Source organism: Candidatus Sphingomonas colombiensis (assembly GCA_029202845.1).
Classification (GTDB): Bacteria; Pseudomonadota; Alphaproteobacteria; order Sphingomonadales; family Sphingomonadaceae; genus Sphingomonas; species Sphingomonas colombiensis.
Genome location: CP119315.1, coordinates 1,100,007 through 1,112,719, shown reverse-complemented (window position 1 = coordinate 1,112,719; position 12,713 = coordinate 1,100,007). Strand labels below are relative to the sequence as shown.

The window sequence follows — 12,713 nt, the reverse complement described above, 5'->3', positions numbered from 1 at the left end:
CGCTTATTGCTCGCCGAACAGCGCGCGCTGCGCCTTGTCTAGTTCCTCGGCGTAACGGCGATGGACGAACGCCTCTGTGACGATGCCGAGCACGCGCGCGTCCGCATCGAGCACTGCAAGCTCGTCGGTCTCGGCCGCGTCGAACGTTTTCATCACCACGCTCATATCCATGTCGGGTGAGAGCGCGGTGTCGGTCGCGTGCGCGAGCGTTCCGGCGGGCGCGTCGAGATCGACTCCCTCGGCGAAGGCGGCGGCGGTGGCGACGATCCCGGCGTAACGCTCGTCATCGCCGACCAGCACGACGCGGCTCGTCGCGCCGAGCGGGAAGCGGTGGCGCAGTTCCGCGATGGTGATCCCCGCGGGTGCGATCGCCGTGCCGCGCCGCATCATCCGGCCGGCGGTGAGCGATTTGGTCCAGCCCACATCGCGCGCGCTCTTGATCGTCTCGCCTCTCAGATGGAGGCGCCAGGTCGAGAAGCTATACCCGAACAATTCGCGCACGATGGTGGACGAGACGAGACAGGCGGCGAGCACCGCGCCGGTCAGGCTGAAATTGCCGGTCGCCTCCAGCACGAGCATGGCCATGGTGAAGGGGCCGCCGACGATCGCCACCGCCAGCGCCGCCATGCCGACCAGCGAGGCATTGGCCGGATCGAGGATCGGTACGCCGACGATCCAGGCGAGAAAATTCGCATACAGATGCCCGACCAGCGTGCCGAGAAACAATGACGCGAAGAACAGCCCGCCACGGAAACCGAAGCCGAGCGACACGATCGACGCGAGACTCTTCGCCAGCAGCACCCCCAGGATGAAGGTAACCGGCAGCACGGACATCATGTCGATGTGCAGCGCGCTATGCCCGGCGGAGAGCACTTGCGGCGAAAAGGCCGCGATCGGGATCAGCAGCAGCCCGCCCAGCACCGGCCGCGACCATCCGGGAAGCCGCGCACGGGCGGCGCCCTCGACCAGCCCGACCGCGCGCATGATCGCGATTCCGAACAGCGCGCACACCGTCGCCAGGCCGGCATAGATGATATAGCCCGACGTATGGATCGTCGGCCCCGGCTGGACGTGGACGATATAGGGCACGACGCCGAGCCGTTGCGCCACCTGCGCGCCGGCCAGCGCGGCGGCGGCGACCGGCGCGATGGCCGCCGGGGTATAGGCGCCGATGACGATCTCGAACGCGTAGAAGGCGCCCGCGATCGGCGCGCCGAACGCCGCCGCGATCGCTCCCCCCGCGCCGGCGCCGACCAGGATCCGCATGTCCGCCCGGCGCAGGCTCAGCCAGCGCCCGGCGAGCGAGCCGAACAGCGCGCCGATCTGGGCATAGGCCGCCTCCAGCCCGACCGAGGCGCCGAAGCCGTTCGACAGCATCGTCTGCCCCGCGATCACGCCACTATCCGCCTTGGACATGCGCCCGCCGTGGAGCGCATTGGCCTCCACCGCATCGACCAGCGGCCGCTTGCGCGCGCGCACCGCCCAGCTGAACAGCACCAGGATCGCCCCGCCGACCGGCAGCACGAGCAATTGCGGCAGGCTGAGCCCGGGCGCGCCGCTGAGCCGCATCTCGCCGGGCAGGCCGAACAACACATGCTGCATCGTCCGCGCGATGCCGCCGATCACCACCGTCGCCAGCCCCGCCGCCATGCCGGCGGCGATGGCGAGCGCGATGAACGAGAATTCGCTGCCCCGCACCCGCTGCCGCAACCAGCGCAACCACGCCGGCACCCGGCGCAACAGGCGCGGATTGGGGTGGGGCAGGTGCGGGATCGGGCGCATCCTTGTGGTGCATGTCCCGATGGGGGCGCGCTGTCACGCGTTAATGCGGTGAGGGCGCGGGCTGATGGCGGATAGCGCCGCATTACCGGCCCTTTCAGGGCGATGGTCATGCTCGAAGCGGACACTTCATCATCAACGCCGCGACGCTCCAATCAATGGAGCGAATTGCATCTGAGGGAATTCTGCGTCATCGTCGACCCATTAATCGGGGGCGAGCTGGAAAATGTTTGCTGCATTGATGTTTTTTGCTCTGCAAGCAACGCAAGATCTTGCTGCGACTGAAGCGGTTCAGCCTCCCCGCATCCGTAATCTCAAAAATGCCGCCTCCAACGCTCATTATCCGTCAGAATCGATACAACGGCGTGAATACGGCATTGTTTCGGTGCTGCTGCATGTGTCGTCGGATGGAAGCGTCGAATCATGCCTTGTGACGGAAAAGACCAATTTTGCCGCGCTCGATAACGCGACGTGCTCCTTATTCAAACAAACCAGATTTTATCCTGCCAGGAATGCGGCTGGATTGGCCGTTGCTGGAGATTATCGTGGGGCGACAGCATGGGGAACCGGTGATAATCGTCCAAAAATCACGATTGAACTGCCGCTGCAGGTTTACGACGTACCGAAAGATTATAAATCTCCGGTAAAGGGACGTATCTTAATTGATGCGTCTGGGCATGTCGCGGCGTGCGATATTGTAGAAAGTAGCGGGAGCGGCGCGGCGGATCGCGCCGCCTGCGCATACATCGAGAAGCATGGCTTTGTTTTTTCTCCTTTTCCCAAAAGCGGGGCGAGCGATGTCTCGCCGATAGCGGTGCGCCCCTTCATCGCGTCCCTATCGAAACAACCCTCTGAAGAATCTAACAAGTAAACGTATAACAAGAAGAAGTTGAGCGATTGCGGCTAACCTGGCGCTGGTCGGGCTAAAAGCCGCCAGTCGCGAATCCACGCAATCCCGGCCATTCGAGATCGCTGGTGTGAGGCAGCAAGCATCCGGCCTGGCCAATGACGGGCGCCAAATGCGTTGATTCAGGCGCTGTGACGCTTCGTGCGAGCGAATATACAATGAGAACCAAATAGGCACAAAACGCTTGACAGCGCGACGCTGGTTCGGTACATAACGGGAACGCTGACGAATTGCGAGTCGGGGGCCGGACGGGTGGCCCGATGGCGCGGCGTCGGTGGGGAACGGGCTGGTGCGCGCGGATCGACGATCCTGCTGCGCCCGGCCCGTTCCCGTTTCTGGGTTCCGGCGGGAGAAGGGATATGGGCATCGGTTCCGAGGCGGGGGAAGCGCGGGCGAAGTCCGGCCCCCCGCAATGGCCGGAGGCGAAGCGCGAGGCGTTCCTCGATTGCCTTTCGGGAACATGCAACGTGAGCGCGGCGGCGGTGGCGGGCGGGGTGACGCGGCAGACCGCGCTCAAATGGCGGCGCCACAATGCGGACTTCGCGCAGGCGTGGAGCGAGGCGCTGGCGCTCGGCTATGAGATGCTGGAAACGCGGCTGGTCGGCCATGCGCTGGGCGGGGAGCAGGGCGAGACGCTGGCGGGCGACGATGCGCTCCCGCCGGTCTCGGTCGAGATGGCGCTCAAGCTGCTGACCTATCATCGCCACGCACCGGGCAAGCCGCAGCGCGGGATGGGGCCGAAGCGCCGCTATGCCGACAAGGACGATAGCGATCGGGTGATCCTCGCCAAGCTCGCACAGATCGAGAAGCGGCGGGCGAGGGCCGCGACTGGCGGCGCGAAGTGACGCGCGGCGGGGGTGTCGATCCCACCGATGCGATCGTCGACCGGCTGCTCGCCTTGCCGGAGCGCGAACGGCTGGTCGCGATCCGCGCGATGACGCCGATGCAGCGGCGCGAGTTTCGCGATCGCTGGGCGGCATGGGCGCATGACGGGCAACGCGCGCCGGCGCGGAATGGGTGAGCGATCTGGCGCGTGCGATGCCGGACGGGCGGATCGCGCTGGTCGGCGCGACGGTGGACGACGTGCGCAACGTGATGATCGAGGGACCGAGCGGCCTCATCGCAATGGCGCGAGAACATGAGCCGCTGGAGTGGAAGGTGACCGCCGGCGTGGTGCGCTGGCCCAATGGCGCCACCGCGAGCGTCTATGCCGCGAGTGCGCCGGAGAAATTGCGCGGGCCGGAACATCATCTCGCCTGGTGCGACGAACTGGGCAAATGGGGCCGGGGCGGCGAGGCGGCGTGGGACAATCTGATGCTGACGATGCGGCTGGGCAACCGGCCGCGCGTCCTGGTGACGACCACGCCGCGCCCGACGCGGCTGATGCGGCGCGTGATGGCGCTGCCCGGTGTGGTCGAGACGCGCGGGGCGACGGCGGACAATCCGCATCTGCCGGACAGCTTCGTCGCGGCGATGGCGGAAAGCTATGCCGGGACGATGCTCGGGCGGCAGGAGCTGGAGGGCGAGCTGATCGACGAGGTGGCGGGCGCCTTGTGGACGCGCGGGCTGATCGAGGCGCGGCGCGCGCGCGTGGTGCCCGATGCGGTGCGCGTGGTGGTGGGCGTCGATCCGCCGGCCGGGATCGGTGGCGATGCCTGTGGCATCGTCGCGGTGGCGCTGGGCGGTGACGGACGCGGCTATGTGCTGGAGGATGCGAGCATCGCCGGCGCGACGCCCGAACGCTGGGCGCGCGCGGTCGCCGCCTGTGCCGAGCGGCGCGGGGCGGATCGCGTGGTGGCGGAGAAGAATCAGGGGGGCGAGATGGTGCGCTCCACCCTGCTCGCCGCCGATGCCGTTTTGCCGGTGACGCTGGTTCATGCCAGCCGGGGCAAGGCGGCGCGCGCCGAGCCGGTCGCCGCGCTCTATGAGGCGGGGAAGGTGTGGCACGCGGGCGCCTTTCCGGCGCTGGAGGACGAGCTGTGCGGGCTCTCCGCCGGTGGCGGGTATGAAGGGCCGGGGCGCTCGCCGGATCGCGCCGATGCTTTGGTGTGGGCGCTGACCGAGCTGATGCTCGCGCGGCGCGGGGCGGCGGCGGTGCGTGGGTTGTAAGCGCTACAATGCGTTCCGCGATCTCCACGACTGCCACGCAAGGTAACCAATCCACATAAGAAAGGCGAACTGAACCAGCGTCGATGTCGATGTCAGCGAAGATACGCTTATGATGAGGTTGCTGGCCAAAAGGATCACGAAAAACAATCTGAAAACGAGTTCGCGTGATCGCGTGAACGGTAAATAGCGCGGCAGCCAGAACAAGAATGCAGCGGTCGCGGCGATGCCGGCGATCAGCAGCAGAAGTATCGGCAGGTCTTGCGCGGTAATCCCGTCCATTGAGGGAGCATGACATGAAATTGTTCGGGTGGAAGCCCGGGCGCGAGGGATCGCGTCCGGCTTTGTCGCGTGGGGCGACGTATTTCGATGAGGCCGGGCGCTGGCCACAGGGTTATGAGGCGCAGGTCCGCGCCGGTTATTGCGGCAATGCCATCGCGCAGCGTGCGGTGCGACTGGTGGCGGAAAGCGTCGGAGGCGCGCCGATCGATGCCTCCACGCCCGAACTGGCGCGCCTGATCGGCACGCGGATGGGCGGTGAACGGCTGCTCGGCGTGGTGGCGGCGCAATTGCTGCTCCACGGCAATGCCTTCGTGCAGATCCTGCGCGATGCGGAAGGCGGCGTGGCGGAGCTGTATCCGTTGCGGCCCGAGCGCGTTTCGGTCGAGCTGGACGCGGCCGGGTGGCCGGCGGGCTATGCCTATCGCGTCGGCGGGCTGAAGGCCGCCGCCGCGCGGGAGATCGCGCTGGCGTTCGGGGTGCCCCCGATGCTGCTCGGGCTGCCCGGAGATGCGACCTACGCCAATTACAAGGAGGCCAATCGCGCATTGTGGCGGCTGACCGTGCTGCCGCTGGCGGATGCGTTGCTTGGCGCGCTGGTCGCGCGGCTGGAGCGCTGGTTCCCCGAGGCGCGGCTGGAGATCGACCCCGATCGCGTGCCGGCGCTGGTCGAGGATCGCGAACGGCTGTGGCGAATGGTGTCGGCTGCGGACTTCATCACCGATGAGGAGAAACGCCAGATGGTCGGGTGGTCGCAATGAGCGCGGGCATTCTCGCGCAACTGATCGCGCAGGGATCGGCGGGCGGGGCGGACCTCGCCACGCTGCGCGCGATCGCGGAAGAGGCGGGGGAGCTGGGCGCGACGCGCGCGCTGACCCGGCTCGGCCTGGCGGACGACGAGGCGACGCGCGACGTGGCGGAGCTGCGCGCGCTGCTGACGGCATGGCGCGATGCCAAGAGCAGCGCGTGGAAAGCGTTCGCGGGATGGCTCGCGGCGCTGCTGCTCGCGCTGCTCGCGGTGAAACTGGGGTTCGGCCAATGGATGAAGTGACGCGCATCCGGGGCCATGCCGCCGTTTTCGATCGCGTGGATCGCGCGGGCGACGTGATGCGGCGTGGCGCGTTTGGTGCGCCCGCGCCCGTGCCGCTGCTGATGCAGCATCGCGGGGCGCCGGTCGGCGTGATCGAGGCGATCCGTGAGGATGCGCGCGGCCTGTGGATCGAGGCGACCGTGGATGACGCGGAGGCCGCGCGACTGGTGCGCGGCGGCGCGCTGCCCGGCCTGTCCGTCGGCTATCGCGCGACGGCGACGCGGCAGGGGGCGTGGCGCGAGATCCTCGCGGCCGAACTGGTCGAGGTGAGCCTCGTTGCCCGGCCGGCGCAGCCCGCCGCGCGGGCGGAAGTGTTTTCCAACGATTGAGATTGGGGCGGGGCCACCCCCGCCTCTGTCGATGTGGCGGATCGGACCTCCGGCAAAAGCGGATGCTTTCGCCGGATGCGATCCACTTGTTGCCGGCGACGTGGCCGGTTTTCCTCCCTCCCCCGTCGGGGCGAGGGCTTTGCGGAGGTGTGCATGAACGAGATGGTGATGGCGCGGCCAGTGCTTGAGGGGGCCGCGGCCAAGACGGGGAGCCGCGTGTTCGCCGGCTATGTGCGCAGTGGCGCGACGATGGAGATGAAGGCGTTCAGCGGCGTATCGGGCGATACCGGCGGCTATGCCGTGCCCAGGGAAATCGACGCGGTGATCGATGCGACGCTGAAGGCGGTGTCGCCGATCCGCGCGATCGCCAATGTCGTGACGGTGGGATCGGCGGGCTATCGCAAGCTCGTCACCACCGGCGGCACGCCATCGGGCTGGGCGGCCGAGAATGGTGCGCGGACCGAAACGGGCACGCCGGCATTCGTCGAGATCGCGCCGGTGATGGGCGAGCTTTACGCCAACCCGTCCGCGACACAGGCGATGCTCGACGACGCGCTGTTCGATGTCGAGGATTGGCTGGCGGGCGAGATCGCGACCGAGTTCGCCAAGGCCGAGGGGCAGGCGTTCATCAACGGCAACGGCACCAATCGACCCAAGGGTTTCCTCCAGGCGCCGACCGCCGCGACCGGCGATGGCACGCGCGCTTTCGGCACGCTGCAATATCTGCCGGCGGGGGCGGCGGGCGACTTTTCCGCCAACCCGCAGGAGCGGCTGATCGATCTGGTGCAGAGCCTGCGCGCGCCATATCGGCAGGGCGCTGCGTTCGTGATGAACGCCGCCACGCTGGCGCGTATCCGCAAGTTCAAGACCAGCGACGGCGCGTTCCTGTGGCAGCCGAGCCTGGCGCAGGGCCAGCCGGCGACCCTGCTCGGCTATCCGGTGATCGAGGCGGAGGACATGCCCGATATCGCCGCCAACTCGCTGCCGATCGCGTTCGGCAATTTCAAGGCGGGCTATCTGATCGCCGAACGCAGCGAGACCGCGATCCTGCGCGATCCATATAGCAACAAGCCGTTCGTCAGCTTTTACGCGACGAAGCGGATCGGCGGGTGCGTCTGCAACAGCGAGGCGATCAAGCTGATGAAGTTCGCCGCAAGCTGAGCTTCGCTTTGCGTGACTGGCCCGCGTGGATTCCGCGCGGGCCATTTTCCTGAACATTGAAGGGGCAAGGCGAAATGGCCGATCAGTTTGCGAACAGCGCCGATACGGCGTCGGCGCCGGCGACGCGCGCGGCGGCGGTATCGCCGCATGACACCAATGCGCTCAGCGACATTCCCAAGGCGCTCTACGTCGGCACCGGCGGCACGATCGTGATGCGCGGGGTCGCCGGGAGCAGCGACCAGATCTGGAAGAACGTGCCGAACGGCGCGCTGCTGCCGCTTCGCGCGCAATATGTCCGCGCGACGGGCACGACGGCGAGCGACATTCTGGCGCTCTATTGAGTGAAAGTCGGGGGCGGGGGAGCGGGCCGGCCCCGCGCCCGACCCCGCACCAAAGGCGCCGCTCCAAAGACCCGGAGACGGACATGATGACGATAATGACGACCGGCGCCGCGCGCCGGAGCGGCCGATGAGCGCCGCCCCGATTCCGGCCGCGGCGATCAGCGCGGCGGTGGCGGCGGCGCGGGGCCTGATGCGCAACGCGGGCGAGGGCGAGCAGGCGCTGATGGAGCAGCTCGCGGGCGCCGCGATCATGCTTGGCGAGGCGTTCACCGGCACCTTGCTGATCCGCCGCACGGTGGGGGATGTGCTGCCTGCGTCGGCCGCATGGCGGATGCTGACGGAGGCGCCGGTGAGCGCGATCGCCGGGATCACCGGCCTGCCGGCGGATGGCGCGCCGTTCGTGCTGCCCCCGCAGGACTATGCGATCGATATCGACAGCGGCGGGCACGGCTGGGTGCGGGTGACGCAGCCGGGCGCGGCGGGGCGTGTCGCGGTGAGCTTCACGGTCGGGTTGTCGGCGGATTGGGACGGCGTGCCCGCTCCGTTGGCGCAGGGGGTGATCGCGCTGATCGCGCACCTGTTCGAGGATCGCGGCCGCGCGACCCAGCCACCCGCGGCCGTCGCGGCCTTATGGCGGCCGTATCGCCGGCTGCGGCTGGCGACGGAGCAGCGCGCATGACGCGGGCGGAGGAAATTGCGCGCCGGATCGGCGCCGCGCGCGCGGCACGAGTGGCGGAGCATCTGGCGGCGGCGGTGCGTGAGGCGATGCCCGGCGTGCGCGTATCGCGGGAGGGCGACGGCGTGACCGTCATCGGGCGCGGCGTGCTGTCGCGGCTGCGCTGGCCGGGAGGGCTGCTGCGATGAGCGTGCACGAGGCGGTGCAGGCGGCGGCGGTCGCGGCGTTGCGGGAGGCGCTGGGCGAGGTGGCGGTGTTCGATGCGCCGCCGGTGCGCGCGGCGCTGCCGAATGTCGTGATCGAGCCGCCGCTCATGGTCGACTGGAGCGCGAAAGACTGGCGCGGGCGCGAGGGACGCGTCGTCGTCTCGGCGTTCGATCGCGGGGAGCGGCCGGTGCGGCTGCGTGAGCTGGCGGCGGCGATCGAGGAGGCGGTGGAGGCGATGCCGGCGGCGCTGGGCGACGCGTGGCGGCTCGTTTCGGCGCGGTTGGTGCGTAGCCGGATCGCGCGGGCCGGGGACGATCGCTGGGTGGCGACGAGCGAATTCGTCGTGCGGATTTATCAGGAGAATTGATGATGGCGGTGGAGAAGGGAAGCGCGTTCCTGCTCAAGGTCGGCGATGGGGGCAGCCCGGTCGCGTGGCAGACGGTCGCGGGGATGCGGACCACGCAGATGAACGTGAACGGCGAGGCGGTCGTCGTGACCAACAAGGGATCGGGCGGGTGGCGCGAATTGCTGTCCGGCGCGGGCGTCAGGAGCGTCAGCGTATCGGCCGCCGGTGTGTTCACCGGATCGGCGGCGGAGACGCGGGTGAAGGCCAATGCGCTTGGCGGCATGCTCGATGATTATCGGCTGACCTTCGAGGGCGGGGAGACGATGACCGGGCGGTTCCTGGTCACGCGGCTGGATTATGCCGGCGATTTCAACGGCGAGCGTTCTTATACGCTCAGCCTCGAAAGCTCCGGCCCGGTAGTGGCGGCATGAGCGCGGCCAATCCCGTGCGCGGTGAGGCCGTGCTGCGCGTGGCGGGCGAGTTGCTCAAGCTGCGCCCGACCTTCGCTGCGCTGGTGGCCGCCGAACAGGAGCTTGGGCCGTTGTTCGCGCTGGTCGAGCGGGCGGCTTCGGGGAAGCTCTCGCTTGGCGAGATCGTGGGCTTGTTCTGGCATTGCCTGCACGATCGGCCCGAAAGCTTGTCTCGTGAGCGGCTGGGTGAGGCGGTGGCGGCGGGCGGGCTCGCCACAGCGACGCCGGCGCTGAAGGCGCTGCTCGGGCAGATACTCGCCGGGCGATGAATTTCGCGGACTGCGCCGCCCGGCTCGCCGGGCTGGCGGGGGTGGCGTTCGGCTGGTCGCCGGACGCTTTCTGGCGCGCGACGCTGGCCGCGCTGGTGCGCGCGGCGACAGGCGATGAGGCCGGCGTCGCGCCGCCTGACGCCATGACGATCACGCGATTGAGGGAGGCGTTTCCCGATGGATGAGGAAATCGAACGGCTGGTGGTGAGCGTCCGCGCCGACACCGCCGGCTTCGCGCGCGATGTGGGCGCGATGCGCGGCGAGCTGGAAGGGCCGCTGGCGAGCGGGGCGGACCGGGCGGGGCGGGCGATCGAGAACACGCTGCTGCGCGCGGTGCGGACGGGCAAGCTCGGCTTCGAGGACATGAAGAAAGTCGCGCTGTCGATGCGGCCGATCCTTGGCGTCGGGCGCATCTGGGCGGACGGCAAGCTGCTGCGCGGCGCGGCGGGGGACTGGAAAAGCGCCGCAACCTTCCGGTTGCACACCGGCGGCGAGGATCAGCCGGCCGATCCGTTGATCGCCAGCGCCGAGGGAATCGGGCTGACCCCCGCGCATCGCGGCATGGCCTATGCCGTGTTCGAGGATCTGGCGCTGGAGGATTTTGGCAACCGCATCCCATCGCTCACCTTCGAAGTGACAGCCGATCCCGGGCCGGTAGCGATCGGCAGGATCGCCGAAGCGGCAAGCGGCGGCGTCGTGCGCGATGCCGGGGCGAATGCGGTGGTGGACGGCTTCTCGGCCTATGGCGACACGGCGCGCGCGGTGATCGACTCATTGGGACAGATCGGCGGATGCCGCTTCGCGCCGGTCGGCGACGCGATCGAGATGCGCGGCGCGGGGGGCGGCACCGTATTGGTGGTTGAGGATGCGGGGGCGGCGGGCGAAAAGCGCGCGCGCTCCATCCGCCCGATCGAAAGAGTGCCGCAGGCGATATCGGTCGCGCATTACGATCCGGCGCGGGATTATCAGACGGGGGTGCAGCGCGCGGCGCGACCCGGCGCGGGCAGCCGACGCGAAACGATCGACGTGCCCGCTGCGATCGGCGCCGGCGCTGCGAAAGCGATGGCGACTGCGATGCTCGCCCGGGCCGAGGCCGAGCGCGTGCATCGCCGGGTTGTGGGGGATGCGAGCGCGATCTCGATCGGCCCCGGCGACCGCGTGGCGATTGCCGGTGAGAACGGGCGATGGCGGGTCGTCAACGCGACGCTGGAGAGGGTGGCAACGACGCTGGAACTGGTAGCAGAGCGCGCGGCGACGTTGCCGGCAAGCGCGAGTTCGGGGCGTTCGCTCTCGGCGCCCGATGCCGTCGCCGGGACGACGATCCTCGATGCTTTCGAACTGCCGCCATTGGATGAGGCGCTGCTGAGCGAGCCGCGCCTCACGATCGTGGCGGCCGGGACCGCGCCGGGCTGGCGCCGGGCCGCGCTGCGCTACAGCCTCGACGATGGCGCGAGTTGGGCAGCGATCGGCGCGACCGCCGTGCCCGCGACGCTCGGTATGCTTGTCGACGACTTGGCTGCTGGATCGGTGACGTTGCTCGATCGGCGCGGCGCGATCATCGTTGAGCTGGCGCATGACGGCATGTCGCTCAGCGGCGCCGATGCGGCGGCGATCGATCGGGGCGCAAACCTTGCGCTCGTCGGCGACGAACTGGTGCAATTCGCGGAGGCAGAGCAACTCGCGCCGCGCCGCTGGCGGCTCCATTCACTTTCGCGCGGACGGCGTGGAACGGCCTCGATCGACCATATGGCCGGCGCGCGCTTCGTGCTGATCGAGCCGGAAACGGCGGTGGCCATCGCGATATCGGCGTCTCCGGGGCAAAAAGTGCGCGTCGCGGCGGATGCGGTGGTCGATACGGCGGAAATCGAAACGGTGCTCACCGGCGCCTCGATCCTGCCGCCGGCCCCGGTTTCTCTCGAAACCGATGTACAAACCGATGGCGGCGCGCTGGTGCGCTGGCGCCGACGTGGCCGCAGCGGATGGCGCTGGCGTGACGGCGCCGACACGCCGTTGGGGGAGGAGCGCGAGCAATATCGCGTGGTGATTACGCCGGGGGCGCTGCCGCCGCGTATCGTGGAAACCGCTGCCAATGCGATCGCCGTCTCCGCCGCCGAGCGTGAGGCTGGCGCGGTCGCGATCAGCGTTGTCCAGATCGGCACCAACGGCACTTCCCTGCCTGCAACGACAATCATCTGAGGGAGAAAGAGATGAGCGACGATCGATCGCCACGTTTCGCGCTGCCGCTATTGCAGCCGGGGCAGGCGCAGAAGGAAACCGATCACAATGAGGCGCTGGCGCTATTGGAGATCGCAACGCAGGCCGGGGTGAAAAGCGTGGCGGTGAATGTTCCGCCCCCGGACCCGGTACCGGGAGAGTGCTGGATACTCGGCACCGCCCCGACCGGCGATTGGACCGGGCACGCCGGCGCGATCGCCGGATGGACGGCGGGGGGCTGGCGTTTCGTCGCTCCGCTGCCCGGCATGGTGGTATGGAGCATCGCTGACGGTGTGCCGGTCCGTTATCTGGCGAGCGGCTGGCGGCTGGGCGAAATTCACGCGACGCGCTTGATGGTCGACGGCGTGCAGATCGTCGGCGCGCGGCGTGGTGCGATTGCCGATCCGGCGGGTGGCGCGAACGTCGACAATGAGGCGCGCGACACGCTCCGCGGCGTGCTCGCGGCTTTGCGTGAGCATGGCTTAATCGCATGAATGATTGTTGCCTTTATGCAACATTTCGAGGTTTTTGCGAGCTTG

17 protein-coding genes and 2 pseudogenes are annotated in these 12,713 nt (G+C 68.7%); 17 read left to right on the top strand and 2 right to left on the bottom strand.

All coding sequences use genetic code 11. The features are described from left to right. Positions 1-3: 3 nt before the first annotated feature. Positions 4-1,782 (bottom strand): chloride channel protein, encoded by a 1,779-nt coding sequence (locus P0Y64_05180; protein WEK44210.1) that lies wholly within the window; start codon positions 1,780-1,782, stop codon positions 4-6. Between the two features lie 223 nt (positions 1,783-2,005). On the opposite strand from P0Y64_05180, the gene P0Y64_05175 reads away from it, so the two are divergent. The 3 genes and pseudogenes from P0Y64_05175 to P0Y64_05165 all read left to right on the top strand — a co-directional run bounded on the left by P0Y64_05175 (position 2,006) and on the right by P0Y64_05165 (position 4,795). Next, the gene (locus tag P0Y64_05175; GenBank protein WEK44209.1) at positions 2,006-2,650 is read left to right on the top strand and encodes a TonB family protein; all 645 of its coding nucleotides are present in this window, start codon (positions 2,006-2,008) and stop codon (positions 2,648-2,650) included. A 395-nt stretch (positions 2,651-3,045) separates the two neighbouring features. Next, a complete protein-coding gene (locus P0Y64_05170; GenBank protein ID WEK44208.1) occupies positions 3,046-3,531 on the top strand; it encodes a hypothetical protein in 486 nt (161 codons plus the stop codon). A gap of 89 nt (positions 3,532-3,620) precedes the next feature. Then, a pseudogene (locus P0Y64_05165) lies at positions 3,621-4,795 on the top strand (terminase family protein). Between the two features lie 3 nt (positions 4,796-4,798). Here the strand turns inward: P0Y64_05165 and P0Y64_05160 are convergent. Continuing rightward, positions 4,799-5,074 (bottom strand): hypothetical protein, encoded by a 276-nt coding sequence (locus P0Y64_05160; protein ID WEK44207.1) that lies wholly within the window; start codon positions 5,072-5,074, stop codon positions 4,799-4,801. 14 nt (positions 5,075-5,088) lie between these two features. Here P0Y64_05160 and P0Y64_05155 point away from each other — a divergent pair, with 14 nt between their 5' ends. The 14 genes and pseudogenes from P0Y64_05155 (at position 5,089) to P0Y64_05090 (ending at position 12,668) form a co-directional block, all read left to right on the top strand. Beyond that, on the top strand, positions 5,089-5,832 hold the full coding sequence (locus P0Y64_05155; protein ID WEK44206.1) for a phage portal protein: 744 nt from the start codon (positions 5,089-5,091) through the stop codon (positions 5,830-5,832). Beyond that, positions 5,829-6,122 carry a DUF6127 family protein gene (locus tag P0Y64_05150; GenBank protein WEK44205.1) on the top strand — a complete coding sequence of 98 codons (294 nt, stop codon included), beginning with the start codon at positions 5,829-5,831 and terminating at the stop codon, positions 6,120-6,122. Before P0Y64_05155 ends, P0Y64_05150 begins: the two co-directional genes overlap by 4 nt. After that, positions 6,110-6,490 carry an HK97 family phage prohead protease gene (locus tag P0Y64_05145; GenBank protein WEK44204.1) on the top strand — a complete coding sequence of 127 codons (381 nt, stop codon included), beginning with the start codon at positions 6,110-6,112 and terminating at the stop codon, positions 6,488-6,490. The genes P0Y64_05150 and P0Y64_05145 overlap by 13 nt, the downstream gene beginning before the upstream one ends. Positions 6,491-6,658: 168 nt before the next feature. Further along, a complete protein-coding gene (locus tag P0Y64_05140) occupies positions 6,659-7,651 on the top strand; it encodes a phage major capsid protein (GenBank protein WEK44976.1) in 993 nt (330 codons plus the stop codon). Between the two features lie 74 nt (positions 7,652-7,725). Next, a complete protein-coding gene (locus tag P0Y64_05135) occupies positions 7,726-7,992 on the top strand; it encodes a hypothetical protein (GenBank protein ID WEK44203.1) in 267 nt (88 codons plus the stop codon). A 127-nt stretch (positions 7,993-8,119) separates the two neighbouring features. Then, positions 8,120-8,671, top strand: a complete 552-nt coding sequence (locus P0Y64_05130; protein ID WEK44202.1) for a hypothetical protein — start codon at positions 8,120-8,122, stop codon at positions 8,669-8,671. Beyond that, positions 8,668-8,856: a hypothetical protein gene (locus P0Y64_05125; protein ID WEK44201.1), complete on the top strand. Its 189-nt coding sequence runs from the start codon at positions 8,668-8,670 to the stop codon at positions 8,854-8,856. Before P0Y64_05130 ends, P0Y64_05125 begins: the two co-directional genes overlap by 4 nt. Continuing rightward, complete coding sequence (locus P0Y64_05120) at positions 8,853-9,242, top strand: DUF3168 domain-containing protein (protein WEK44200.1); 390 nt, start codon at positions 8,853-8,855, stop codon at positions 9,240-9,242. The genes P0Y64_05125 and P0Y64_05120 overlap by 4 nt, the downstream gene beginning before the upstream one ends. Positions 9,243-9,244: 2 nt before the next feature. After that, positions 9,245-9,652 carry a phage tail protein gene (locus tag P0Y64_05115; GenBank protein WEK44199.1) on the top strand — a complete coding sequence of 136 codons (408 nt, stop codon included), beginning with the start codon at positions 9,245-9,247 and terminating at the stop codon, positions 9,650-9,652. Continuing rightward, positions 9,649-9,960 (top strand): gene transfer agent family protein, encoded by a 312-nt coding sequence (locus P0Y64_05110; protein ID WEK44198.1) that lies wholly within the window; start codon positions 9,649-9,651, stop codon positions 9,958-9,960. The genes P0Y64_05115 and P0Y64_05110 overlap by 4 nt, the downstream gene beginning before the upstream one ends. Next, entirely contained in the window at positions 9,957-10,145 is a 189-nt protein-coding gene (locus P0Y64_05105; protein WEK44197.1) for a phage tail assembly chaperone, read from the top strand. Before P0Y64_05110 ends, P0Y64_05105 begins: the two co-directional genes overlap by 4 nt. After that, positions 10,138-10,347 (top strand): annotated as a pseudogene (locus P0Y64_05100) (tail tape measure protein). Before P0Y64_05105 ends, P0Y64_05100 begins: the two are co-directional and overlap by 8 nt. A 174-nt stretch (positions 10,348-10,521) precedes the next feature. Continuing rightward, positions 10,522-12,156 (top strand): phage tail protein, encoded by a 1,635-nt coding sequence (locus P0Y64_05095; protein ID WEK44975.1) that lies wholly within the window; start codon positions 10,522-10,524, stop codon positions 12,154-12,156. A gap of 11 nt (positions 12,157-12,167) precedes the next feature. Further along, on the top strand, positions 12,168-12,668 hold the full coding sequence (locus P0Y64_05090; GenBank protein WEK44196.1) for a DUF2793 domain-containing protein: 501 nt from the start codon (positions 12,168-12,170) through the stop codon (positions 12,666-12,668). Positions 12,669-12,713 lie beyond the last annotated feature (45 nt).